The 23,653-nt window shown below is 58.2% G+C and carries 20 protein-coding genes; 11 read left to right on the plus strand and 9 right to left on the minus strand.

The genetic code is table 11. The features are described from left to right. Positions 1-107 precede the first annotated feature (107 nt). The 3 genes from ACR64R_RS28420 to ACR64R_RS28430 are packed head-to-tail and all read right to left on the minus strand — an operon-like array spanning position 108 to position 3,518. Entirely contained in the window at positions 108-1,379 is a 1,272-nt protein-coding gene (locus ACR64R_RS28420; RefSeq protein WP_487359529.1) for a hypothetical protein, read from the minus strand. A gap of 45 nt (positions 1,380-1,424) precedes the next feature. Further along, on the minus strand, positions 1,425-2,165 hold the full coding sequence (locus ACR64R_RS28425; protein WP_487359530.1) for a nucleoside/nucleotide kinase family protein: 741 nt from the start codon (positions 2,163-2,165) through the stop codon (positions 1,425-1,427). A 27-nt stretch (positions 2,166-2,192) separates the two neighbouring features. After that, positions 2,193-3,518, minus strand: a complete 1,326-nt coding sequence (locus tag ACR64R_RS28430; protein ID WP_487359531.1) for a lipopolysaccharide biosynthesis protein — start codon at positions 3,516-3,518, stop codon at positions 2,193-2,195. Between the two features lie 106 nt (positions 3,519-3,624). On the opposite strand from ACR64R_RS28430, the gene ACR64R_RS28435 reads away from it, so the two are divergent. The 3 genes from ACR64R_RS28435 (at position 3,625) to ACR64R_RS28445 (ending at position 7,753) form a co-directional block, all read left to right on the plus strand. Further along, complete coding sequence (locus ACR64R_RS28435) at positions 3,625-4,857, plus strand: class I SAM-dependent methyltransferase (protein ID WP_487359532.1); 1,233 nt, start codon at positions 3,625-3,627, stop codon at positions 4,855-4,857. Positions 4,858-4,893: 36 nt separating this feature from the next. Further along, positions 4,894-6,003 carry an acyltransferase family protein gene (locus ACR64R_RS28440; RefSeq protein ID WP_487359533.1) on the plus strand — a complete coding sequence of 370 codons (1,110 nt, stop codon included), beginning with the start codon at positions 4,894-4,896 and terminating at the stop codon, positions 6,001-6,003. Positions 6,004-6,262: 259 nt separating this feature from the next. Next, entirely contained in the window at positions 6,263-7,753 is a 1,491-nt protein-coding gene (locus ACR64R_RS28445; protein WP_487359534.1) for a calcium-binding protein, read from the plus strand. A gap of 198 nt (positions 7,754-7,951) precedes the next feature. Here ACR64R_RS28445 and ACR64R_RS28450 read toward each other — a convergent pair whose 3' ends face one another. Then, entirely contained in the window at positions 7,952-8,650 is a 699-nt protein-coding gene (locus ACR64R_RS28450) for a helix-turn-helix transcriptional regulator (protein ID WP_487359535.1), read from the minus strand. Between the two features lie 219 nt (positions 8,651-8,869). On the opposite strand from ACR64R_RS28450, the gene ACR64R_RS28455 reads away from it, so the two are divergent. Beyond that, positions 8,870-10,528 (plus strand): PAS domain S-box protein, encoded by a 1,659-nt coding sequence (locus ACR64R_RS28455; RefSeq protein ID WP_487359536.1) that lies wholly within the window; start codon positions 8,870-8,872, stop codon positions 10,526-10,528. Here the strand turns inward: ACR64R_RS28455 and ACR64R_RS28460 are convergent. Together ACR64R_RS28460 and ACR64R_RS28465 are read right to left on the minus strand one after the other, a co-directional pair. Further along, positions 10,525-11,181: a LuxR C-terminal-related transcriptional regulator gene (locus tag ACR64R_RS28460; RefSeq protein WP_487359537.1), complete on the minus strand. Its 657-nt coding sequence runs from the start codon at positions 11,179-11,181 to the stop codon at positions 10,525-10,527. The two genes, ACR64R_RS28455 and ACR64R_RS28460, sit on opposite strands and share 4 nt — an antisense overlap. Positions 11,182-11,614: 433 nt before the next feature. Further along, positions 11,615-12,406 carry a class I SAM-dependent methyltransferase gene (locus tag ACR64R_RS28465; protein ID WP_487359538.1) on the minus strand — a complete coding sequence of 264 codons (792 nt, stop codon included), beginning with the start codon at positions 12,404-12,406 and terminating at the stop codon, positions 11,615-11,617. A gap of 308 nt (positions 12,407-12,714) precedes the next feature. Between ACR64R_RS28465 and ACR64R_RS28470 the strand changes: the two genes are divergently transcribed. The 7 genes from ACR64R_RS28470 (at position 12,715) to ACR64R_RS28500 (ending at position 19,671) form a co-directional block, all read left to right on the plus strand. Next, positions 12,715-13,446 carry a nucleoside/nucleotide kinase family protein gene (locus ACR64R_RS28470; RefSeq protein ID WP_487359539.1) on the plus strand — a complete coding sequence of 244 codons (732 nt, stop codon included), beginning with the start codon at positions 12,715-12,717 and terminating at the stop codon, positions 13,444-13,446. Positions 13,447-13,645: 199 nt separating this feature from the next. Next, positions 13,646-14,362, plus strand: a complete 717-nt coding sequence (locus ACR64R_RS28475; protein ID WP_487359540.1) for a nucleotidyltransferase family protein — start codon at positions 13,646-13,648, stop codon at positions 14,360-14,362. A 37-nt stretch (positions 14,363-14,399) separates the two neighbouring features. Next, positions 14,400-15,536 (plus strand): DegT/DnrJ/EryC1/StrS family aminotransferase, encoded by a 1,137-nt coding sequence (locus ACR64R_RS28480; protein WP_487359541.1) that lies wholly within the window; start codon positions 14,400-14,402, stop codon positions 15,534-15,536. Next, on the plus strand, positions 15,533-16,207 hold the full coding sequence (locus ACR64R_RS28485) for a sugar transferase (protein ID WP_487359542.1): 675 nt from the start codon (positions 15,533-15,535) through the stop codon (positions 16,205-16,207). Before ACR64R_RS28480 ends, ACR64R_RS28485 begins: the two co-directional genes overlap by 4 nt. A gap of 62 nt (positions 16,208-16,269) precedes the next feature. Next, positions 16,270-17,274: an SDR family NAD(P)-dependent oxidoreductase gene (locus ACR64R_RS28490; RefSeq protein WP_487359543.1), complete on the plus strand. Its 1,005-nt coding sequence runs from the start codon at positions 16,270-16,272 to the stop codon at positions 17,272-17,274. A 411-nt stretch (positions 17,275-17,685) separates the two neighbouring features. Continuing rightward, entirely contained in the window at positions 17,686-18,948 is a 1,263-nt protein-coding gene (locus ACR64R_RS28495; RefSeq protein WP_487359544.1) for a polysaccharide biosynthesis/export family protein, read from the plus strand. A gap of 30 nt (positions 18,949-18,978) precedes the next feature. Continuing rightward, complete coding sequence (locus ACR64R_RS28500; protein WP_487359545.1) at positions 18,979-19,671, plus strand: N5-glutamine methyltransferase family protein; 693 nt, start codon at positions 18,979-18,981, stop codon at positions 19,669-19,671. A gap of 84 nt (positions 19,672-19,755) precedes the next feature. Here the strand turns inward: ACR64R_RS28500 and ACR64R_RS28505 are convergent, their stop codons facing one another. From ACR64R_RS28505 to asnB, 3 genes are read right to left on the minus strand one after another with little or no spacing between them, the layout of a single operon-like run. After that, positions 19,756-20,034, minus strand: coding sequence for an acyl carrier protein (locus ACR64R_RS28505; RefSeq protein ID WP_487359546.1), 279 nt, complete (start codon positions 20,032-20,034; stop codon positions 19,756-19,758). A 45-nt stretch (positions 20,035-20,079) separates the two neighbouring features. Then, complete coding sequence (locus tag ACR64R_RS28510; RefSeq protein ID WP_487359547.1) at positions 20,080-21,633, minus strand: class I adenylate-forming enzyme family protein; 1,554 nt, start codon at positions 21,631-21,633, stop codon at positions 20,080-20,082. Then, the gene (asnB, locus tag ACR64R_RS28515) at positions 21,630-23,651 is read right to left on the minus strand and encodes an asparagine synthase (glutamine-hydrolyzing) (protein ID WP_487359548.1); all 2,022 of its coding nucleotides are present in this window, start codon (positions 23,649-23,651) and stop codon (positions 21,630-21,632) included. The genes ACR64R_RS28510 and asnB overlap by 4 nt, the downstream gene beginning before the upstream one ends. Positions 23,652-23,653: the final 2 nt, after the last annotated feature.

Here is a 23,653-nt window from a genome sequence, read left to right on the forward strand (position 1 = left end):
CGCTGTCCTCGTCTGCTTGAATGAAATCGCGACTATAGTTTTGCCTTGCGCGAGCGATGTTTCGGATCCGCCGATGCGTGTGCCGATCATGAGAATTTGGCGGGAGCTCATTGGTGGCAATCCGGCGGTGCCACATCCTCCAGTCCGCTTTCGGGGTACTCTTGCCAGTCAATGCGGGTTACGAAGTCATAAACCGGCCCCCCGGGTAGGCCCCAGTTGCTTGACCATACCACCTGTGAACCGTCCGGCGATGGAGAGGCATGGGTCTCGTTCCAGTAATCAAAAGGAGCGTTCCTCGTTTGTGCGATGCGTCTTACCTCTCCGCTGCCGTCAATGCGTAGCGCAATGATTTCTCGCGCGTACGGTGCCCAAGCCGGACGTGCAGACACTTCATCCGGATCGCCAGAATAGCTAAGGAAGACCCAACCTGGTCTGCCCAGGGACCTGAGCGAGGCGTGTTGCGCTTCGCCGTATCTCATCAGCGAGGTGACCTTCCCGTCTGCGAGTCTCCGCTTGATGACCTGGAATTTGTCAGGGTCTGACTTGCTGATCCCGACGTAGACTTCGCAACCATCAGCATCGACCGTCATATCGCCGTGACCGGGCCTGTGATGCTCGGTCCACTTCTGAAGCAAGGTCCCGTCAACGGAAAAGATAAATGTTTGTTCGATATCGCCTTTTTGAATGCACAGGATATTGAGACCTAAGGGCGAGATCGAGCACGCCCCGTTGGTTCCCGGTATTTGGGCCAGATCGATGTCTGGAAACTTCCGTCGCTGCCGGAGGTCGAATGCAAAGACCGCCATTCTTCCATCAGGTCGAACCGCACGTACCGCAATGCGATTTCCGTCACGACTCGGATTGCCTTTATACGGTCCGAACTCAAGAACGCTGCTGTCGGCGGCGACAAACAGCAGCTGCTTGTGGTTTGTGCGGGGGCTCCACGTGAAGATTTCCTGTCCACCAACGCAGATCATCAGGTCGGGATCGCGAGGGTGCCATTCGCATTCGGCCGACTGAGCACGGCGAAATAGCGGTACGTAGGTTTGTCCGTCGAGGAAGCACAAGCCGCCGCAACCGTTGCTGATGACAAGAAGGCTTTGATCCGCATTCCACGCCTGAGCGCTGGAATAGCGGTGGCTACAATAACTCCGACAGGCGATGTCAGCGCCAAGGACGCCGGGTTTCGTGATTAATGTAAAATTCGTGCCGAATGCCGGATCCACGGCAGCATGGAGGTATCCAGGCAGGTCCATCGCTATCGGCGCCACGAACCCGGCGGATATCTCTCGCGGACTTGAAGCGCCGTTCACATCTGCAGAGATGGCGCTAACAGATAGTAGGACTCCGACCATGCCGAAAAAGTGACGCGGTTTCATGTGCCCTAAACTCGCGGTTCGCTTCTGGTGAGCCCGATGCTGGCCTTACTTCGTTGTCGCTTGTAATTTGCCGTACTTGAATTCAATGCCTGGCTTCCTCGGGCAAGAATTCTGCATGCTCTCGATCGTATCTTTTGCTATCGTTTCGAGCGCCGCTCTGCGCGCATTCGTGTCCGAGCTTTCGATAAGCATCGTGGGCACGCCATACGATCCCAAAAGCTCTCCGACCAGGTTCACCTGCTCTATCTGGTCGAGGCTGGTCTGGAGATCGACTTCGAGGAGCTTTTGAACGATTCCCAGGTGTCGCTGCCGTTCCCTAAGACGAGACTCCAGAAGATCTTTCGGCGCATGCAGTCTGATGAGGAGATTAGGTTTGGGTATAAAATCAAGCGCACGCGCAATTCGCTCGTGGTCTTTAATCCCGCTAAACATGATCAGTGAGCAGATGAATTGAACCATTCCCTGGTCAAAAACCGAGATTGTTTCATTCGAACTGAGAGCTTCATTCCAAACCTTGATCAGGAGCTCGAAATGCCAGTTAAGGCGTGTTGCCCATAGATCGTTTTTTGGTGGAAGCAGCTTGAAAATTTCGGTCGTCAGCGGATTTTGCCCGACCCATTTTGAGTGCAAGCCACAGGCCAGCTTCAAGGCGGCTCTTCTAACTGGATGTCGCCGCTCGCCGATCTGCAGTACGACCGGGTACCCGCGGCCGCGCAGAACTGGCATAAGATCGGACGTCAAAGTCGTCTTGCCAGCTCCTGAGGGCCCGAATACTTCCAGAATCATCTTTCAATCCAAGTAGATCGTGCTTCGCTACAGAGCCTTATCGCCCGGCTCCGATCGCACCCGTTCCTTTAGCATCCAACCCACGCCTGGAAGAATTCCCAGGCGGGAGTGGATATAGGCCGCTTGAGCAATGCTCCAGAAAACCAGCATCGCACTTGTGCTTATGGCTGCCCCCACCACTCCATCCAAAGCTATCCCCGCTATGCATCCTAAAATATTGACGATAGCCGAGACAGCCATGAGAGTGGCGGCCGCGCGTTCATGTCCTGCCATGGTCAGCAACTGCTGCTGCGGTCCGGCCGCGACGGTGATCAACTGCCCCACTACGAGAATTCGGGCCAGCTCCACGCCGGATGCAAAACCGCTGCCAAGCAAGTGAAATATCGTCTCGGTGAACATGAGCAAAGGGACCGCTAATGCAAGCCCGCCAGCGCAAGACAGAATGGTGGCTTTGGCGAAAACAGTTTGAAGCCGCGCAAGGTCGTTGCGCGCGGACAGACGCGCGATCGTCGGTGCGAAGGCGCTGCTCACGGCAACGCGCGGCAGTGCGATGAGCATTGCCATGTTCGCGGCCGCCGAGAAAATGCCGGCATCCTTCACATATCCGTTCCATCCGAGCAACATTACCGCCGTGCGGTTCATCAGCGTGTCGATGAAGACCATGATCACGATCGGGAGCAGGGAAGGCCACCAATCCTGGAATGCATAGACCGGCCCTGCGCAGTTCAGGTCAGTTGGCCAGTGACGCCAACTCGCCAAACCCGTGATGCCTGCCGCAACGGCTGAAGCAATCAACAGCATCCACATGACGTCCACTGCGTTCAAATGCCATGACGTCAGAAACGCTGCCATGCAAAGAAGTGTCAGCACCAGTCCGTCGCGCACGATGCGCTCAGGAAGCAGGGCAGATATCAACGCTTCGAAGGCGCGGACAAGACCTCCGCCTGCAAGATAGACGGTCACCAGGGGAAGCGTGGCCATGCCTATCATCAGACTGCTGGCAAGTTCCGGACTGAGTTCGTGCGCCTCTTGCGTGATAATCAGTATACCGATGATTGCAATCACTATCGCCGCGGCGACAGAGGCCTTGGCGCCCAAGACGATGAAACCCAACGCCATCGGGAATTGCTTGGTGGTTAGGTAGGTCGGCACGAACCGCATGACCGCCACATGAAAGCCGAGCGTCGAGCCGTACGACAATAGCGCGATCCAGGCGAAGACATAGGCGTAGATGCCGTAGCTTGCCGGGCCGACCATCCGCGCAATGGCAATTTGAGTGACGAAGGTCAGCGCGGCGCCGCACATGTAAATGAGGAATGCCCAAAGGCTCGCGTGAGAGAGCCGTTGGGTCAACCCGTGCGTGTCGCCCGTCCCTTTTGCAGTCGGGTCAACGCTGCTTTCGGCGGAACCTCCCCTGGGGCTCGCCCGATCGAACTCCGCGTCTTCGGCAGGACCGAAAATGGAGATCCCGGACGAGCTGGGGGCTCCGAGAGGGGACGCGGCCAGCGCTTTGGTAGGTATGCTTCCGGGTCGCCCTTGCATTCTCTTCCCGTTCTTTTCCCGCAAAGGCTTGCAGCAGCACGATTTTCGCAGCGACCTTCACGGCAGCACGGTATCGATGCGGTATCGCAAGTCTTCATCCGTTCGGGGGATGCGCCAGACAGAGTCATCTGGAACTTTGACGCTGCAATGGACGCGTCGATCAGATCGGACACATCAGCATGGCTTCGACGCGTGTCGCAATACCAATGCCGCGATCCCCACGGGCCGAGCAATTGCTCACAAGGGACCGGTTTGCAGCCACGTGGGGACAAGGCGCTTCGGCGTTGGCAGACCCATTCGGCACCGAAGCCCTACCGCAAAAAAAGGCAGCGCCTCAATGAACGTATTGGACAGAAATTCGCAATTGCGCCTGCGCGACAAGCTGAACGGGAGCCGGCCGATGAGCGCGGATCTCAAATCGGGTCATCCTGCCGAAGCAAGCATTGCCAAGCCGGTCAATTTTGATGCCGATGTAGCCGCCTATGAACTCACAACCAAGCCGCGATATCAAAATCTGAGCTTTGCCGAACGATATCTGGCCGGATATGCCGGCGACCTGAAACTGTCTACCTTTGCATCCTACGTCATCGCACGACGGGAGCAGAACTGCATCGCCAAAGCGCTTGAGGCCTGTTCTCCGCCACCGGCCCAGGTGCTCGACATCCCATGCGGAACCGGAAAGCTGGCTGATGTGCTCAGCCAACACGACTGCCAAGTCATAGCAGCCGACATTTCGCTGGAAATGATGGCGTTGGCAAAAACCGCCTATGAAGGTCGACCTGGATTCCAGGGCTTCATCCGATGCGATGTAACCCAGCTTCCGATGGCCGACGAAAGCTTTGACACGGTGATTTGCCTTCGGCTTATCCATCTCATTCCGCCGCATCTCAGGCGCAAGATCATCAAGGAGCTGGCTCGGGTTACCGGCCGTCGTCTCATCGTCTCCTACGGGATGGCTTCGCGATTCCAGAGAATAAGGCTAAGGCTGCGCAGGATGATCACCGGCAAAGTGTCTGCACCGCATCCGGTGGATTTCAACGTTGCTCAGGAAGATTTCTCCGAGGCTGGCCTCAAGCTGGTTCGCTCGTTCAGCATCCTGCCCCTGCTGTCGTGCGAGCAGGTGTTCGTCCTCGAGAAGATAACGCGCTAGAGCATCCGATTGGTGCGGTCAATTCGGGAGCTGGGTATGAGATCCATTGGCAAGGTCGGCGCCTCGCGGATGACATCACTCGACCTGCTTCGCTTGATGGCGGCACTCGCGGTGATGCTCTATCATTATCTGTTCCGGGGCGCGATAGCCGGAAATCTCGATGTCAGCTACCCTGCCGCGGCACCTTACGCCATCTACGGCAATCTCGGCGTCAATCTCTTCTTTCTGATCAGCGGGTTCGTTATAGCCTGGTCCGCTGAAGGCCGAACCTGGCAAGAATTCGCTGTCGCGCGCTTCGCCCGGCTTTATCCGGGATTTCTCGTCTGCATGACGGTGACGTTTATCTTTCTGGTGGTGGCCAAGGACCAGCGGCTGCCTGCTGACGCGACGACCTATGTCGCCAATCTTACCATGTTCGCACGCGTGTTTGGTCGGCAATCCATGGACGGCGTCTACTGGTCGATCATGGTGGAAATCCTGTTCTATGGCTGGGTTGCGATGCTGATGCTGGCCGGTGCCTTTCAGCGCTGGAAATTGCCGATCGTTGCCGTCTGGCTAGCCATCTCGGCCGTCAACGAACTCTGGATTGGAAACCCGGCGATGCGCATTTTCTTCATCACGGATTATGCGCCCTTCTTCGCCGGCGGGATAGTGGCCGAAGACATGGTTGCCAGGGGGCGCTCCCCGACAGCGTTGTTGCTTTTGGCTGTCGCGTTGCTGCTATCTTACAAGACCATGGTGCTGCCCCAGACCTGGATGCAAGAGCACTACGGCGTCTCCCTTTCGCGCGCTGGTCTCATTATCGCCAACACGGCAATATACGGAGTTTTCGCCGCTGCAGTATTTTTCGGGAACGTCATCAAACCTTCCAATTACATAGCGATGATTGGGGGTATCACTTACCCTCTTTACCTTTTGCATCAGTATATAGGTTATATTTCATTGAACGCCTTGGCCCCGCATGTTGGTAAAAACGCCGCGTTTTTCGTCGTCTCGGGTGGGGTTCTGTTTGCTGCTTTTCTCGTCTGCCGCTTCATTGAAACGCCGGTGCGCAAGCCGCTCGTGCGCGCCCTGATCTCTTGGGTAAATCGACTTTCGCCCACCGCGCGGCAGATAGCACCGAACTCGCATACACTGACGTCATGATCCAGGCTTTCGGGGAAGCCTGCCCGGACCGTCACGGTGCGCCCGGCCGGAACCGGCAAACAGCTCAGATGTGTGAATTTCGGGGCATAACGCGCCGATACTGCTTCACCTGCACAGGCACCCGTCAGACTCTCGCGCGACGACACCGCCGGATGATCAAGAAATCTCTCACGGTCTGACCGTTTGTGATTTGGCGCTAATTTAGCCGTCAAATAGGTAAGCTGCAGGGGCTCTGTAGAATCAGCTGAAGGAAAAGCGCATGGCCACTCTCCACTACACGTCTGGCGGATCGGGCGCCGACATTGCCACAGCCGGATTCAACTTGGCTGATGTCTCGTCTGTGGACCAGCTCAATGCGCTGCCGGCCGGTATGAAGGGATTGGTCTGGCTCGGCGAGACCAACGGAGCGACTGCATCCTTTGTCCAGAAGGTGACGCCCTTCATCGGCAACCCGAAGGTGTTTGGCTTCTTCCTCGTTGATGAGCCGGACCCCACCGGCAAATGGGGCACCTACGCCAGCGCCGAAAATCTGAAGGCCGAATCGGACTGGATCCACTCCCATCTGCCGGGCGCCAAGACCTACATCACAATGATGAGTCTGGGCACCTCGGCGAACCCAGATTTTTCGAACACATACAACCCCGCCAACACGCATATCGATTATTTCGGAGTGGATGCCTATCCGGTGCGCACTGGAGGTGAGGTCGACTATAGCATGATCGACCGATATGTCGCCGCCGCCAAGGCTGCGGGTATCCCCGTCAGCCAGATGATCCCGGGCTACCAGGCGTTTGGCGGCGGCAATTATAACACCGACACAGGTGGGAAGTACGTCGTTCCCACCGCGGCGCAGGAGCAGACGATCATAGACCATTTCGCCAAGCTGGTACCATCGCCAGCTTTTGATTACGCCTACGCCTGGGGCTCTCAGCAGGGCGACACCGCGCTTGGTCAATCAGCGGAGCTCAAAGCCTTTTTCCTTCAGCATAACAAAAGCGTGGACAATCAGACCCCACCCAGCGATGTGCCCACATCCACGACCACGCCGCCAATTACTTCCGATCCCTCGACAATCGCTCCATCCAGCGTGACCCCGTCCAGCCATCACGTATTCAACGGCACGGGCAGTGCGGATGTATTTCATGGCACCACCGGCGCGGATACGATGATTGGCTACGGCTACAACGACATCTATTACGTGAACAACCCCGGCGACAAGGTGGTCGAGCTAGCGGGTAGTGGCCACGATACGGTGCTTGCATCAGTCACATATGCGCTCTCGGCTGGATCGTCGATTGAGTATCTCGCAACGACCAACCCGTCAGGTACCGCGGCAATCAACCTGACGGGAAACGGGTTCTCCCAGACCATAACTGGCAATGCCGGCAATAATGTCATTGACGGCGGTGGGGGAAACGATGTCTTACGGGGAGGAGCAGGTAACGATGTCTTCGTCTTCGATACTGTCCTTAAGCCCGGTGATGTCACCAAGGTGGCTGATTTCAGTGTGCTTCACGACAAAATCCAGCTCGACCACAAGGTGTTTGGGGGGCTTCACCCGGGTGCTCTCGAAGCGGGGCAGTTCCAGCTAGGCGCCGGTGCACATGACAGCACCGATCACATTATCTACAACAGCTCGACCGGAGCCCTCTCGTTCGACAGCGATGGCATCGGCGGCGCACACCAGATCCAGTTTGCCGCCCTTTCCCATCATCTGCATTTGACGGCGTCGTCGTTTACGGTGGTCTGAGCGTCTGACACTTTTCAGGTTCCCCGCGACTCTAGCGTCGTGCTGATCCCCAATGCTGCTCAATGAGGCTCGTCTTCGTCGACGAGCCTCAAATTCTGGTGCGAGGAACAAGCCCACGACCGTGCGAGAGCAAGGTTTCCTGAGTGCACCGGTGATGAGCGCGCCGACTGGGAGGCATCCACGCTCCGGCTCAAGGCTTCACGGCAGCACCGATATACGTCCCAAAAGAGCAACCAATTCCGCCTGGCGTCTCGTTTCTGTCTTGGCGAACAGCGACGCTAGCTGGGTGCGAATCGTGGTCCGACTGAGCCTGCTGCGCTCAGCGATCTCCAAGGGTGCATCCCCGCTCGCCAAACGCAACGCCAAGTGCGTCTCGGCTCCCGTGAGCCCAAACATTTTGCGCAGAGTTTCCGGATTCGGCCCTGTCCGAGGTTGGCGGTCGAGAAGCGCTATCAGGATCGATCCATCTGGAGTGACAACGCCTTCTTCACTCATGATGATTGGCCGGTCGCCAGCGTTGCGGATGACGATCCACGAAAGCGATCCGGCAGCAAAATGAGCTGGTACTCCAGCTATCACGCTCCTCAGGGCCGCCGTCAAATCGTTGTGGGAATCAATTGAATCCTCGCAGGCCCTCAGGATGGTTTCGGCGGCCGCGTTCCATTCCACCACCCTTTTTGCCTCACTCAGCACAAGCCACCCACAGCCCATGCGCTCGAGCATGCCGGTCAGGGAACCAAGGCATGGCCGCACATATTCGCTCCCTGTGATTGGCCTAACCGTCGCGCAAGGGGCGCTTCGAGCGGAGCTGGTCCTTGCTCTCGCGCTAAAACCAATCGCTGCCATGCCGGGCGAGGCGAACGATCCGATATCACTGTGGCCGTGGTTCAGATCCATGGATTATCCATCCTCTTTCTCTATTCGCTAACGCGCCTAAGGATCGCTAGCCGGCTTCATAAGGCCCTGATTTCGTGAGATCTGAAAGCGAGCAAACGGACTAGCCGCACACTCTCCGGTCTAACCTCGACGGATTAGGCCGAAAGGTGTACCTAGGTGCAAGGAAGTTGCCGAGGAGGTCCAATCCTGTCGCCAACTCACTTGGCGTCGACGGCTGTGGTGGTCGCTACGCTGTTGTTTGAGGTAGGTGTCTCCCGAGCGGGTGGCGCAGACCTGGCCTTCCTCGAATTTATTCCTGCGATTGTTGTGATCGCCTTCCTGGAAAACCGTGGGATGGCGGCGGGATCGACTTTGTTGATGGCGGCCGTCGGCCTGGGCTCCCGGATAATTATGGGCCGCCAGCCTCTCGCCGACGAGTTTGCACGCGCCATTTTGCTCGTCCTTTCCGGTGGCATGATTACATTGCTTTTTGATCGGTCGAGGCGGCGTTTGCGAGCTGCACTGGACGTTAAACTCTCTGCGGTCGAAGCTGCAGAGGCGCGTTACCGGCAGGCTTTTGAAAGAGCCGCACTCGGATTTGCCACCGCGAACGACCGAGGAGAATTGCTAGGGGTGAACAAACGCCTTAGCGTTATTCTCGGTTACCCCGAAGACGATCTCGTCGGCAGACGCATAGATGAGCTTGTCCACCAGGACGATCGAACGCTGCTGGAGAACTCATTCTCCGCATTGAAGTCCGAAGCGCCGTGGTTCGGCTCGGAGATTCGCCTGATCAGACAGGACGGCAGCACACTTTGGGCATGGTTGACGCTCTCACCTGCATCGGACAGGGTCCCGTTGGACAGCCTTTTTGCGGTGATTGATGACATAACCGAGAGAAAAGCCGCGGAGGAAGCGCTTACGGCCCAAAACGAGTGGCTGGACCTTGCATTGTCAGCCGGAAGACTTGGCACCTGGCGCATAGAATACGACCATAACGTGATAGCAGGCTCACGCCAGTTCTGGGATATTCTCGGCTTATCCCCAGCCGCGTCCCGACCATTGTCCGATCTGTCATCTATCGTCCACCCTGCCGACTGGGACAAGCTGGTGTCACCTCCAGGCAAGGGCTCGCCGGACGCCAATTACGATGTTGAAGTTCGTCTCAAGCGGCCGGGCGGTCAGGTACGCTGGATCGCTCTGCGGGGGCGCGAGGAAGATCAAGGGGGCCGCAGCCAGCGCATCGGGGTCGCCGCTGATCTGACTGAGCGTCGCCAAACCACGCTACTGCGGGCTGCAGTAAGACGGCAAGAAAAACTCATGCTGGAGCAGCGCCACCGGTTCAGCAATCTGTTCCCCGTCATCACCGCGATAGTGAAAATGCTCGATCCGCCTGACGGCAACCTCAACAAATTTAAGGAAACGCTGGTCGAGCGAATTCGCGCGCTTGAGGCCACGCATCTGCTGCTCACGCGCAGCCCCGATGGATCATCGACCATTCGCGATCTGGTCGTCCAGGAACTGAGGCCGTTCTCGCAAGCTGGCAAGACGATTATCTCCGGGAGCGATATTAAGATTTCAGGCGGAGCTGCGGAGAGTCTGGCCATGATCATTCACGAACTCGCCACCAATTCGATCAAACATGGCGTGCTGCGCGACGCCGAGGGCAAGCTGGAGGTAAGTTGGGCTTTCGAGGCGGACGACACGGGCCACGACATTGTTTTTGACTGGATAGAAACTGGCCGCCGCCGCGCGGCTCCAATCACACGCCAAGGCTTCGGATCGATGGTTCTTGGGGTCGAAGGCACGCCCCTTGTCGGTCATTCCTCCAAGTTCGAAGTCAGGGAGGACGGATTCCGATATTCGCTTCGACTGTCGCCAAAGGAAGTTGGCGCTTAGACTGCCCCGAGCCAAGTCTTTATCAGAACAGCTGCTTCGGTCCGGTTTCGCACTCCCAGTTCGCGCATGATCGCCGCCACGTGAATCTTCGTCGTAGCCTCTGCGATATCGAGATCTCGCGCGATCTCCTTGTTGGAATATCCCTCCGCCATCAGCCGCAGCACATCCTTTTGCCGCGATGTGAGTCTTTCAAGAGCCCCAGCACCCGCGCTGCTGCCATAACGGTTCTCAAGGGGTTGCTGGTGACTGCCCAAATGCCGCGACAAGAGCGCCGGCACATAGATGCGGCCCGAAAGAATCTCCTTTACAGCCAGCACGACTTCCTCGTCACTCTGCGATTTCACGATGTAGCCGTGCAGGCCGACATTGAGAGCTGTCAATATTTCGGACCGTGAATCGTTCCCGGATACGATGGCAAAGCGCGTGTTCGGATACGCCACCAGGACATCGCCCAGCACCTCCTGAGTGAAAAGGCCAGGCATGTTCAGGTCGAGCATTGCGAGGCTGACGCACTCCTGCTCGGCGAGGAGGCTAACAACCGCGTCAAAACACGTGGCCTCCAATATCTCGGCATCGTCGATGCCAGCGCTCAGCGCCAGCCGTAGCCCGCGCCGATACAGTCCGTGATCATCGGCAATGACAATCTTGTACATATTACCCCAACGCACACACAAACCGCGCATTGGGGGTTCCGACGGCCATCATTCCCAGTGGTATCGAACGCCATAAAGCCCGGTAGCAAGATACCACCTACGGTTGATCCATCCCCAACGATGCGCATCCGCAGGTTTGATTATGCACCTCTAATGCGTCCGCCGGCAAGAACAAATGCTAATCTTGTGTTAACCATGCTGTGGTCAGGCCATCGGGCCAGTCCACATTGACGGTGGCGGGCCACACCGAAATAGCCGCCTACCTTTCCCGTCACAGCTCTGCCGGTCTAGGTGGGTGGGAAGCTGCTCGAGCGGCAGCTCTCCTTGCCTCATCTGCCGCGTCAGCAGCCGTCCGAACTCAGCGCCCATGGCAAGCCACCGGTGAAAGGACGTAACAAGATTCACGGCGCAAAGCGATGTGCAAGAAATCAAATCACACCGGGTCGGGCGGTGCCGCCTGCTTGATGGCTACGACAATGAAATTTTCTGCAAATCGCGCCGGAATCCGAAGCGCCCTGCTCAACGTCTCGGCCGGCTCGACCAAAACCTCGCAAACCCTGGGTGCGAAGTGGCCAGGTCGAGGAAGGAAACCATATGGGATGATTTTCTCAACCAGGAAACCCGCGTCAGCAAGGAGCTCTTTCATTTGCTCAAGGCTAAAAGTGTTATGTGTCGTGTGGCCGGATATCGCGTTTAAGAGCCTTGAGGCCATACCAGCAGGCGACGTCGCATTAAGATGAATATTGCAGACGATCCGGCCACCCGCAACAAGATGCAGTCGTATCGCAAGCAACGCGTCGCGTCTCAGGCTGTCTTCAGCATTTAGGAAGAAGCGAAAGGCCGAGACGACATGGAACCTCTCTTTGAGCGGTTTCCTGGTGATGTCAACGAGGAGGTGACGCACGTTCTGGCATGGCGCCGCGCAGGCGAGCATGGGTTCTGAAACATCCACCCCAACGACCATGCCAAAGAATCTCGCGGCCACACTTGTGATCCGTCCAGTTCCGCAGGCAAAATCAAGGCAATTACGGTCCGCCCCACCGATTGAGCGAAATATCTCCTCAACTATGGGCCTCTCAACTCTTTCCCAAAGTGCGGCACAATAGCCAGATTGAAAGGTCTGGATGTACTTGGCGCCGTAGCCTTGTTCAGCATGGCTCAAACGATAATCAGGTGAGAGCACATCGCCTGTACGCAAATGGGCTGGGGCGAATTGCTTCGGCATGCGGGCCCTCAGGTGGAATTTGTTCCAGGCGAATGTTAGTCGCTCGATCTTTGTGTCCGCATCGTTTGAACATACGACGCTTTGGGAAAGGGACCGAATTCCGATGTGATGACTCTGCCGGAACGGCCACTCCGATGAGCAGATTGGTCCAACCAAGTGCGACCGCACCAGAACGGCCCGAGGCAAAGGCAATTTCGAGGCGAGCACGTCTGCCTGGGGCTTACAATCATCTAAATGAATGTTGGCATGGGTCGCACTTGGCCTAGGCTCTGCGGGAAGCCGACGCGCTATCAGGGGACGGTCGCTGCATGATCATCGAGCTATTCGGGCCGCCTGGCGCGGGCAAGACCACCCTTCTTCGCCACCTCTGTCGTGGCATGGCTGAGCGAGACGTTTGCGTTAAGACCGTGAACGGCTACCGGCTAATCGAATACGCATCATCCCTGCAAGACGTTCCCGAAACGCGCCATGGAATTGGCAGGATTGGTCGGAAGATAGCGACTTGTGGTCCCATCCTGATGTCAACCCTGCCCAAGGACTGTGTCGCGGCGCGCCTGTTGGAGACGATTCCGCTGAAAAGCCGCACATGGTCGTGGCGAATGAAGATTGACGTCGTTCTGCTTTGCCAGTCCTGGCAAAAGGCGCAGGAGTCCGAAGGCTGCTTTGTCTTTGAAGAAGGCCTCATCCAGGCTTTGTCTGCGATGATGGTGTTCGCTCGTACTCCCAGCATCGAAGCGATACGCGAGAGCCTTTCGTTCTTGCCCAAACCGGATCTCTTGGTTCAACTGGATGCGCCGCAAGAAACTCTGCGCCGCCGTCTGGAGGACCGCTATGCGCAACAACCAATGCTCGAGGTGCTGTTGTTCGAGCTCGGTGTAGAACGGGGACTGAGACAGGCGGACATAGCAAGAAATATCGGTGAGTGCTTGCGCCGGGACGGCTGGCCTCTTCTACAAATAAACGGCGACGACCCTCACAATTTTGAAAAGGTCATCAAGCGGGTATTCGGAGAACGTATCAAAGAGACCGCTGTTGGATAATCCAGAGCATGTTCAGCTGAATTTGCCGGCAACTGCCCCACATTGCAAATGATCAGATCGCCATTCGAACGCACGACGACAGACCTCCAGCTCAGTCCTAGTTTCCCGCAATGAAGTCGAAGACCAAAAGCCGCGATGAGGCTGGTCGCTCGGCATGTCTGGTCATTGACCGTATCGGTCAGTAGTGCGGGAGGATTGTATGAAAGCGGTTATACAATGCGGTGGGATGGGCACCAGGCTTCGGCCGTTCACCTCGGTTCTGCCGAAACCGCTAATGCCAATCGGCGCTCGTCCAGTGCTTGAGCTGCTGCTCAAATGGCTACGGCGCAACGGCATCGAAAACGTCTATGTGACAACGGGCTACCTTGGACACCTGATCCGCAGCGTCTGCGGCGACGGCTCCCAGTGGAACATCAAGATCCGCTATACGCAGGAGATGGAACCACTGGGAACGATCGGCCCGCTATCCCTGATCAGGGACGAGTTGGATGAACCGTTCCTTGTTCTCAACGGCGACGTGCTTACAGACTTGAGCCTCAGCCGGTTCGTGGCGACGCACAAAGCTCACAACGATTTGGTTACCATCGCAACTGCCTCGCGCATCACCAAGATGGATTTCGGAGTCATCGACGAAGTCAATGACACAGTTCAGGTGTTTCGCGAGAAGCCTGCGCTCTCACATCTGGTGAGCATGGGAATATACTGCATGAATCCGGGCGTTCTGCAGTTCATTCCGTCGGGCATTCCATTCGGGTTCGACGATCTCATGCTGCAAATGCTGCAGAGCGGCAAGGTCGTGCACATTTACAAGCACGAAGGTCTGTGGCTCGACATTGGCCGCGTCGAGGATTTCCAGACGGCGCAGGCGACCTCCTGGGAGGAGCAGTCGGCGTCTATCGAGGTCGCGGCTGCGTGAATCCGATCAAAGCCACGCAAGTTCAGCGGAGGTTGTGATGCTTTTGGTTAGTGAGCCCGTGTTGGGCGTGCCCGAAAAGGCCGCTTTGTCGAAAGTGATCGACAGCGGCTGGCTAACCATGGGCGAGCGAGTGAGGGCCTTTGAAGAGGCATTCGCCGCGATGCACGGCGCTGATGATTGCGTCGCCGTCAACTCGTGCACCGCAGCCCTGCACCTCATCCTGCACGCGCTTGGCATCGGTCCGGGCGACGAGGTCCTTGTTCCTTCGTTGACTTTCGTGGCGACAGTGAATGCCGTCCTCTATGTCGGCGCCACGCCAGTCTTCGTGGATATAGAGTCGGAAGACGTCCCTCTCATGTCGGTCGCGGACGCAAAAGCACGATGCACGCCTCGCACCAGGGCTGTCATCCTGGTCCACTTTGCAGGCTATCTGGCCGATAGGGAAGATTGGCAGGCATTCGCAAGCGTGCACGGCCTCTACATCGTGGAGGATGCCGCACATGCCCCCGGCCTGAAGGAAGTTGGGACCTTCGGCGCTGGAGCCGCATTCAGCTTCTACGGCAACAAGAACATGACCACTGCCGAAGGGGGTGCGGTCATCTCCCGGGATACGGATCTGCTCGAGAAGATCCGCCAAGCCCGCGGCCATGGCATGACCACTGGAACCCACCAGAGGCTGAACAGCCGTACGCCGCAATACGATGTCACCATGTTGGGATTCAATTACCGCATGGACGAAATGCGGGCGGCGCTTGGGCTCGTTCAATTGCGCAATCTGCAGGAATGGAACGACGTCAGGCGCATTCTCGTTGCGCTCTACCGTCGTCTTATCGGCACGCGATGCCCCGACATTTCGATGCCGTTTAGCGAGCCTCGCACCTCGGCATACCACATCATGCCAATTCTCTTGCCGCGCTATATCAACAGGCAAGATGTGATCGACGGACTGCGTGCCCAAGGCATACAGACCACCATCCATTATTCCCCCGTGCATCAGATGACGCTCTACAGGGAACGCTGCCCTGGGGTCCGCCTGCCGTGCACCGAGGATTTCGCAGAACGTGAACTCACCATTCCTCTGCATCCCCAAATCACGTCACCGGTCGTGGAAGCCGTAGTGGATGCCTTGGCCTCGACCCTCGCCAGGAGTACCCGCAAGGGGGCTGCTGCATGAACGCGTTCGATCTGCCCATCCATCGGCCCACCATGAGATCGGCACATCACGGATTGGGCCGGCGCGCCATGGATATCATTGCTGCAGTTGCGGGCCTGATCGTGTTGTCGCCGCTGATGCTGCTCATCGCGATGGCGCTGCTGCTCGAAGGCGGTCGGCCGGTTATTTTCGTGCAGTCACGCATAGGCGTCGGCGGCCGGCCTTTTCGAATGTACAAGTTCAGAAAGTTCTATCCGCGATGCGGCGCGGGAGGCCTTGCGCTTACCCTTGCAAACGATGAACGCATGACCAGGGTTGGCAGATTCCTCGCTTCCAGCAAAATGGATGAGCTGCCGCAGTTGTGGAATGTCCTGAAAGGCGACATGGCCCTGGTCGGCCCCCGTCCGGAGAGCTTGTCATTCGCCGATTGCTTCAGGGACGGCTACGAAGCCGTCCTGCGATACAAGCCAGGCTTGTTCGGTCCTGCTCAGATCATGTACCGCCGTGAGGCACTCTTCTATCCGCGAGATGTCGAGCCGATCACTTTCTACAAAGAGGTCCTGTTCCCGGCCAAAGCCCGGATAGACCTTTCATACTATGCGAGTCGGACCCTCGCATCGGATGCGGCACTAATCGTTCGAGGCGTTTTCATCGTCCTTGGCATGGCTGTGGAGCGTCCAAGCGATACGTGAGCTTTCCCGGTGGGTCGCCGGTGTTGGCTTCGGAATCTGGGTTTTTCAGGGATTGGCTGATCATGACCTACAAAGGTAAGAGAGTCCTGGTTACCGGGGCGGACGGATTCATCGGATCGCACTTGACTGAATCCCTGGTTCGCGGTGGTGCCGATGTGACGGCATTGGCTCTTTACAATTCATTCGACAGCCACGGGTGGCTGGATGATCTCCCCGATGACATCCGAAACCAGCTCAAGCTTGTTCGCGGCGATGTTCGCGACAGCGCTTTCCTGAACCGGATCGTCCGCGGCCAAGCCGTCGTGTTTCATCTCGCCGCATTGATCGCCATCCCGTATTCTTACGCGGCCGCCCAGTCCTATGTTGAGACCAACATCATGGGGACCGTGAACGTCCTGGAAGCGGCTCGCCAGTGGGACACCGAGCGGGTGGTGCACACCTCCACAAGCGAGGTGTACGGCTCGGCGTTGACCATGCCGATCAGTGAATCCCATCCCCTCCAGGGACAGTCCCCCTATTCGGCTTCGAAGATCGGAGCCGATATGATGGCGCAGTCCTACGCGCGCTCGTTCGACGTTCCAGTAGTGCTGCTTCGTCCATTCAACGCGTTCGGGCCGCGACAAAGCGAGCGTGCAATCATTCCGACCCTCGTCAGGCAAGCAATCGATGCAAATTGCCCGGCCATTATGGTGGGCGACACGAGTCCGATCCGTGATCTGACCTTTGTCGAAGACACCGCCGCGGCCTTTCTCAGCGCCGGCTCGGCCGAGCTTGAATTCGGTCATGCCTACAATGCCGGAAGCCAACGTGCCGTGACCATTTCGGACGTGCTGGATCTGGTCCTGGAATTGAGCGGGTCCAACAAGCCGGTCCGTCGCGACGAGCGCCGGCTGCGTCCGCAAAATTCCGAGGTCCGTGCCCTGCTGGCGGATTCGTCCCGGCTTGAGCGCGCAACCGGATGGAGGGCGCAAACGGACTTGCGCGAGGGCCTGAAACGAACCATCGCGTGGTGGCGGGCACGCCTCAGCCAGGGACTGGTGCGTCATGAGATGGGCTATATGACGTGAGGCGGGCCATGCTTTCCCCCGCATTGGTGCCAGCTTGCATTGCCGGTCCCTGGCCTGCGAACCGCCGGCGGTTAAAAAGGTCACGATTCGACCGAGTTTCTGCTGTGCTCGAGCACGGATTCGCGCTTGGTCACCAAGGACAGCGACGATCGGGCCGTCCTCGGCCACGGCGGCGCTTGCGGCAGCGTATTGGCCAATCCCGCTTCGACACTTCATGGGCGCGTTGCCAGCCAGCGAAGCGACATGGCGACGGCCTTGGCTCCCGTTGCACTGACGCCAAGCCTGAATACCTCGTTTTTTCGGATGGCTTACGGGTGATCCGGTCGAGTAACGCAGACGCGCCAGGCGGCGCGATCAGTGAAATCGTCGCCGATCCCGATCAAAGCGAAGGCCAAATAGGAGCTTGTTGCCATGACCAGCCTTAGCCGGTTCTCCGTTGTGGTTCTCACGCTGTTTGGCACCATGGCGTTGCCAGCGGCAGCCGAGACCTCGATCGTCTATCGGATTTCGCCCGGCGACACGATCGAAATCGGGATAGCGTCTCTTAGTGACCGGACGCAACGCGCGGTCGTCCAGGTGGATGGGACGATCGTGTTACCGGATGTCGGCGCGGTCTCGGTCGGGGGGCTCACCGGACCGGAATTGCAGAGCCGCATGCAAACGATCCTCCCCACCAAGATCTTCCACATCCGCATGCCCGACGGCCGCGAACAGATGGCGGTGGTAAGGCCAAGCGACGTAACGGCAATCATTGCCGAATATCGGCCGATCTATGTGACCGGCGACGTGCTCACCCCGGGACAGCAGCCCTATCGTCCGCTGATGACCGTGCGACAGGCGATCGCTGTCGCAGGCGGCTTCAGCCTGTTGCGGGCGCGCAGCAACCAGGCTGGCCCTGACCCCACGGATCTGCGACGAGACTACGAAATGATCTGGGGCGAGTACACGAGGGACTACCTCCACAGCGCGCGACTACGTGCGGAGTTGGACAAGGAGGAAAGCTTTGACACGCAGCCGCCGCAAGGATCGCCTCTTTCCCCAGCACTCGCAGCGGGGATAGCAAAGGCCGAAGCGGAAGCGCTGAAGCTTTCCTTGGAGAATTTTCAACAAGAACAGGGTTTCGTGGAAAAGGGTGCAAAGGATGCTGCGGCGCAGATCGAAACGCTGAGCAAGCGCGCGCAGGACGAAGCGGACGGGGTCAAGGCTGATGAAGACGACTTGGCGCAGGTTACCAAAGCGTTCAAGGCTGGAAACCTGACCAACAACAGGCTTGCCGATGTCCGTCGCGCCGTCCTGCTTTCGTCCAGTCGGGCGCTGGAAACATCGGTAGAGCTGATGAGGACACAGCGTCAGCAGGAAGACTTTGCCAGACAGCTCGAGCGCAACGAGAGCCAAAGGCGCATCGGTTTGCTGAATGAATTGCGGGACACGGAGGTCCGCCTGGCCGATATCGGTGCGAGGCTCCGTGCCGCGAGCCAGAAATTGCAGCCCTTGGGCGCGAACGCCGCGCCTCTGTCGATTGCCGGCGAAACTGTTCGAGCTCAGATGACAATTGTTCGAAACGTCGACGGGCAATGGCGCAAACAGGCCTCCGACGAGGACGCCGAGGTAGGGCCGGGAGATACGATTGAGGTCAGGTTCAGCAACGAACTGGAAAGCGCGGCGGCACAATAGCGACCCCGCTGACGAGAACTGAGGCAACTCTTGAACGAAGATATCGACGTCGCAGGCGCCTATAGCAAAGGCAGCACCATCTTCATGGGAATGGAGATGCTGGTTGCCTCCGGTGCGCTTGTGCCGCGACCGGAGACCGAGTTGCTGGGCTCGGCCGCGGTCGACGTTTTGCGCCGAATGAAGCTCACGGCGCCGCGGGTCATTGATATGTGCTGTGGCGCCGGCAATCTCGCTTGTGGCATCGCCAATACGATTCCGACGGCGCAGGTCTGGGCAAGCGACCTTACCGACAAATGTGTCGAGGTGGCGCGCTGCAACGTCGCCCACCACGGATTAGCCAAACGAGTGTCTGTCGTGCAGGGCGACTTGTTCGAGCCCCTGGCGACATCGATATCCCCAGGCTCGATTGACGTCGTCGTTTGCAACCCGCCCTATATCTCGGAGAAACGGCTTGAGAGCGACCGCTCGTATCTGGTCGCTCTCGAGCCGCGTGAGGCCTTTGCGGCCGGGCCTTATGGCATCGCCATCCACATGCGAGTGGTTAAAGATGCCCTTCGATATCTGCGACCTGGCGGCGCGCTCCTATTGGAGGTAGGCCTTGGCCAGGATCGACAGGTCACAAGCCTCTTCGAGCGCAGCAGGAGCTATGAGGGAATCCGCGGAGTCAGCAACCCCGTCGGCGAGCCGCGTGTCGTGCTAGGCCATGCGAAGACGCAGCCTTAGATTACAGCGCAAAGCCGGTCTTGCCTTGCTGCGTGTTGTGGCACCTCAACGGCGAACGCTGAAAACATTCATTCTTTATAGATCCTAACCAGCTGATCCTTTCTTGCGGGCGATGAACTGCGCTATTCCGTGAATGGAATCGAGGTTCTCTGGCACGAGTTCGCTGTCTTCTACAATGATGCCAAAGGTCTCTTCAATGAAGCCGATAACCTCCAGCACTCCGGTGGAGTCGACGATGCCCTGGTCGAGCAGTGAGGCCGTGGCGCTGAGCGACTTTACATCTGCAATGTAGAAGTTCGAGGCCAGGAAATTGCGGATTTGCCTGGTGTACACCTCACCCGCCGGCGCCAAAATCGTATCCATAATCGCTCTCCGATGAAACTAGATCCGCTGCCCGCAGTCGAATAGCTAGGACAGGGCAACTTTCCTGAGTTTTCCTGTATCGGTCCTCGGCAGACTGGGCACGACGACGATGGACTTCGGGACCATGAAGTTCTCCAGCCGTTTCTGGCATTCCATCTGAAGCTGTCGTTCGCCAACAAACCGGCCTTGCTCCATGACGACGAAAGCTTTGATAGCCTGGCCGAGCAGCTCATCGGGGACACCCACGACAGCAGCTTCCTTGACGCCTGGAATATTCACCAGCACGTTTTCAACTTCCTTCGGCGCAACCTTCTCCCCACGTGATTTTATGATCTCGTCGCCGCGGCCAACGAAGTAGAGGTAGCCTTCGTCATCCATTCGGCAGTAATCGCCCGTGTAAAGCACCTGTTCGCCAGGTATGGGGCCAGGCTTGAGCCTCATTGCGGTCGCTTCCGGCTTGCCCCAATAGCCCTTCATCACGGTTGCGCCGCGGATGACAAGCTGTCCGACAGTTCCCGGCTCGACCCGCTCATCGCTGTCGTCGACTATCCACATCTCAGTGTTGGGGATCGGTATCCCCACACTGAGAGGCTTTCGCTCGAGATCTTCGGGCGGCAGATAGGTGCACCGTTTACACTCGGTAAGTCCGTACATCGAATAAATTCGGGCCCTGGTGAACAGCTGTCTGAGCACTCCAATGTGCTTGAGGGTCAATGCGGCGGCTGTGTTGGTGACATAGCGGATGCTTGAGAAGTCGTGCTCTGTCAGCGATCTGAGCTCCGCCAGCGAGGCGAAGATAGTGGGCACCCCGGGGAACCCGGTGATCTTCTCGTCCTTGATGATCTGAAGGATCTGCGCCGGAAAGGCGAAGGAGCGTTCCAGGACCAGCCTGGCGCCAGTGCGGAACGCCATCAGCATCTGATAAAGGCCATAGTCGAAGGCCAGAGGCAGCACGTTGAGGATGACATCGTCTTCGCAAAGCTCCAGATAGCAGGCTATCGAGGTACATGCGGCTGTCATGTTGCGGTGCGTTAGCATCACCCCCTTGGGTTCGCCTGTAGACCCAGAGGTATAGATGATGGCCGCAAGATCGATATCGATTGACTTGCGTGCCGGCGGGTCTTGTCGTCGCTCGGCCGCCGATTGCCAGGCCGCTGAATACGGCAGCCGGCTGAGCTCGTCCTCCTCGATCGGTCCCGACACGATTACGGTTCGAAGAGAGGGGCATTTGTGAACTGGTGCGTCGAACACCGAGCGCAGATGCCGGTCGGTGATCAGTGCCGCCGGTCGGCAATCATTGAGCAGGTACTCGAGCTTGCCGCTTTTGGTGAGGGGGTTGACGACACAAGCGACGGCGTTTGCTTTGAGAACCGCCCAAAAGCTGATGACCGTCTCAACCGTGTTGTCGGCGAAAATCATCACGCGGTCGCCGCGCTGTACGCCTGCCCCCACCAGAAACCGCGCGATCCCATTCGATCGCTCGTCGATTTCGGCATAGGTGAAGCGTTGCTTGTTGCAGACCAACGCCACCTTGTCGCCGAGCCGGCTCGCCGACCTCATCAGATAGTCATGCAGGAGCGGTACAGCATCGTGGATCATGCCGGCACCCTTTCCATCATCTCATGGTCGATGTCGACGCTCAGATCCCGATCCACAGTGCCGGCAGGCCGGGCCGCGACAAACTGCTGATGAAGAAGCTGCGTCGACAGCACTCCCACCAAAGCCATGTTGTCTGAGTTCGACATATCGCCGTCGCCGGTTTTGGCTTGGCACTTTCTGACCAGGCAGGTCACCGACTGAGGGTCGAAGACGCCGGCTGCACGCAATGCCGTGTCGGACAATGCATCGCGAATGTAGCTCGGCGCCTCGCCAGCGAAGAAACTCAGCGCGTTTGGTGCCCGGTAGGGCTGTTTCTTTCGGGCGACGACCTCAGGCGGCAGGATGGGCGCCGCCACCCGCTTCAGCACATGCTTCTCGTCGAGGCCTCGCAATTTGTATGCATCCGGGAGCTTGTTCGCCAAAGCCACCAAGTTGTCATCCAGGAACGGGAAGCGGCCCTCGACGGAATGAGCCATCAGCATCCTGTCGCCCTGTGAAGACAGCAGATAGCCCGACATCAAAGTTTGCACTTCCAGGTACTGATCCTGGGCGAGGGGAGTCCAGCCGGAAAATTCTGCCGGCAGTGTTGAGAGCAGTTCAGCCACGGCGTCGCGGCGCTCCAATGCGGCGGACATATCCAAACAGAAAAGCCGCTTGACAGCGCTCGTCGTGCGCCAGCGTGTGTCGTGGGCGAAGCCAGGGGCGTCATGGAACGCAATGTTTCGACCGAAGAATTGCCGGGCCAGCGCCTGCTGATGGACCGGGGAGCGCGAGAGATAGGGGTAAAGCCGTTCGAGCAGTCGGGCGCGCCTGGTCGAGGCTGGCTGGCGTCCCCAGAAGCGGCGTACCTTGCCTTCGCGGAACAGGTCGTAGCCGGCAAACATCTCGTCGGCGCCTTCCCCGGTCAGAACCACCTTGACGCCGTGGTCGCGCACCATCCTTGACAGCAGAAAGAGCGGGGCCGGGGCGGTTCTAAGGATTGGTCGCTCAATGTGGTGGATCACCTCAGGAAAGACCGCGGCGATGTCGCTGCGCGATACGACGATTTCGTGGTGCTCGCTTTTCGTACGAGCGGCTACCAAGCGCTGGAAATAGGTCTCGTCGTATTCGGCATCGGCGAAACGCAGCGAGAAAGTCTGGAAGCGCCCGCCGGCGAAGCGACTTCCGAGCCCCGCGACAAGGGAACTGTCGAGCCCACCCGATAGATAGCAGCCGACCGGCACGTCGGCCTGCACCATTCGCAAGGCCGTCGCGCCTTCGAGCGCCGCCTTCACTTGCTCAGCCGCGTCGTCCAAGGAGCCGCTGAACCCGTCCTCGCCCTGATCACCGATTGTCGGAAATCGCGGTTGCCAGAAGGCCTGTTCGTGCGCCACTCCCTTCTCATAAACGCGGACGTGTCCAGGCCGGACTTCGCGTATGCCCTGGAAGACGTGCTGTGGAGCAACAGCTGCCCATAGGGTGAAGGTCTGATCAAGCCCTACCGGATCGAAGGCGCGCGGTATGTCGGCTTCGGCCGCGAAGATCGCTTTGACCTCACTGGCGAAGAAGAGGCGGCCGCCATGCTCGCAAAAATGCAACGGGCAAATGCCGTAGCGATCGCGCGATAACACCAACCGGCCAGAAACTGAGTTCCAGATTGCCAACGCCCATTGGCCGTTCAGGCGTTCGAATGCTGCTTGCCCCCATTCCTGATAGGCATGCAGGACAACTTCCGTATCGCAACGGGTATGAAACCGATGACCCAAAGCGATAAGCCTGTCCCGCAATTCGAGGTAGTTGAAGATCTCGCCATTGAAAACTATCCAGGTCAGGCCATCCGCGTCGGCAAGGGGCTGCTGCCCGTGCTGAAGATCGACCACCGACAGGCGGGTATGCGCCAGCCCAACGCGTCGGTCGCGATATAGCCCACGTTCGTCAGGACCGCGATGTGCGACCGCGCCAGCCATGCGCAGCAACGCTTCGCGGGAAGGCGGCTTCGCCATGGCATTCAGCGCGAGTATTCCGGCTATCCCGCACATCG

The sequence above is a fragment of the Mesorhizobium sp. MC2-1-1 genome (assembly GCF_057597255.1).

Bases quoted from the DNA above. Each gene is read 5' to 3' on its own strand.
- ACR64R_RS28445 (WP_487359534.1), top strand. From the start codon at position 6,263: ATGGCCACTCTCCACTACACGTCTGGCGGATCGGGCGCCGACATTGCC.
- asnB (WP_487359548.1), bottom strand. From the start codon at position 23,651: ATGTGCGGGATAGCCGGAATACTCGCGCTGAATGCCATGGCGAAGCCG.
- ACR64R_RS28490 (WP_487359543.1), top strand. From the start codon at position 16,270: ATGACCTACAAAGGTAAGAGAGTCCTGGTTACCGGGGCGGACGGATTC.
- ACR64R_RS28465 (WP_487359538.1), bottom strand. From the start codon at position 12,406: ATGCCGAAGCAATTCGCCCCAGCCCATTTGCGTACAGGCGATGTGCTC.
- ACR64R_RS28435 (WP_487359532.1), top strand. From the start codon at position 3,625: ATGGAGATCCCGGACGAGCTGGGGGCTCCGAGAGGGGACGCGGCCAGC.
- ACR64R_RS28420 (WP_487359529.1), bottom strand. From the start codon at position 1,379: ATGAAACCGCGTCACTTTTTCGGCATGGTCGGAGTCCTACTATCTGTT.
- ACR64R_RS28440 (WP_487359533.1), top strand. From the start codon at position 4,894: ATGAGATCCATTGGCAAGGTCGGCGCCTCGCGGATGACATCACTCGAC.
- ACR64R_RS28485 (WP_487359542.1), top strand. From the start codon at position 15,533: ATGAACGCGTTCGATCTGCCCATCCATCGGCCCACCATGAGATCGGCA.
- ACR64R_RS28470 (WP_487359539.1), top strand. From the start codon at position 12,715: ATGATCATCGAGCTATTCGGGCCGCCTGGCGCGGGCAAGACCACCCTT.
- ACR64R_RS28505 (WP_487359546.1), bottom strand. From the start codon at position 20,034: ATGGATACGATTTTGGCGCCGGCGGGTGAGGTGTACACCAGGCAAATC.
- ACR64R_RS28450 (WP_487359535.1), bottom strand. From the start codon at position 8,650: ATGGATCTGAACCACGGCCACAGTGATATCGGATCGTTCGCCTCGCCC.
- ACR64R_RS28495 (WP_487359544.1), top strand. From the start codon at position 17,686: ATGACCAGCCTTAGCCGGTTCTCCGTTGTGGTTCTCACGCTGTTTGGC.
- ACR64R_RS28460 (WP_487359537.1), bottom strand. From the start codon at position 11,181: ATGTACAAGATTGTCATTGCCGATGATCACGGACTGTATCGGCGCGGG.
- ACR64R_RS28475 (WP_487359540.1), top strand. From the start codon at position 13,646: ATGAAAGCGGTTATACAATGCGGTGGGATGGGCACCAGGCTTCGGCCG.
- ACR64R_RS28480 (WP_487359541.1), top strand. From the start codon at position 14,400: ATGCTTTTGGTTAGTGAGCCCGTGTTGGGCGTGCCCGAAAAGGCCGCT.
- ACR64R_RS28425 (WP_487359530.1), bottom strand. From the start codon at position 2,165: ATGATTCTGGAAGTATTCGGGCCCTCAGGAGCTGGCAAGACGACTTTG.
- ACR64R_RS28510 (WP_487359547.1), bottom strand. From the start codon at position 21,633: ATGATCCACGATGCTGTACCGCTCCTGCATGACTATCTGATGAGGTCG.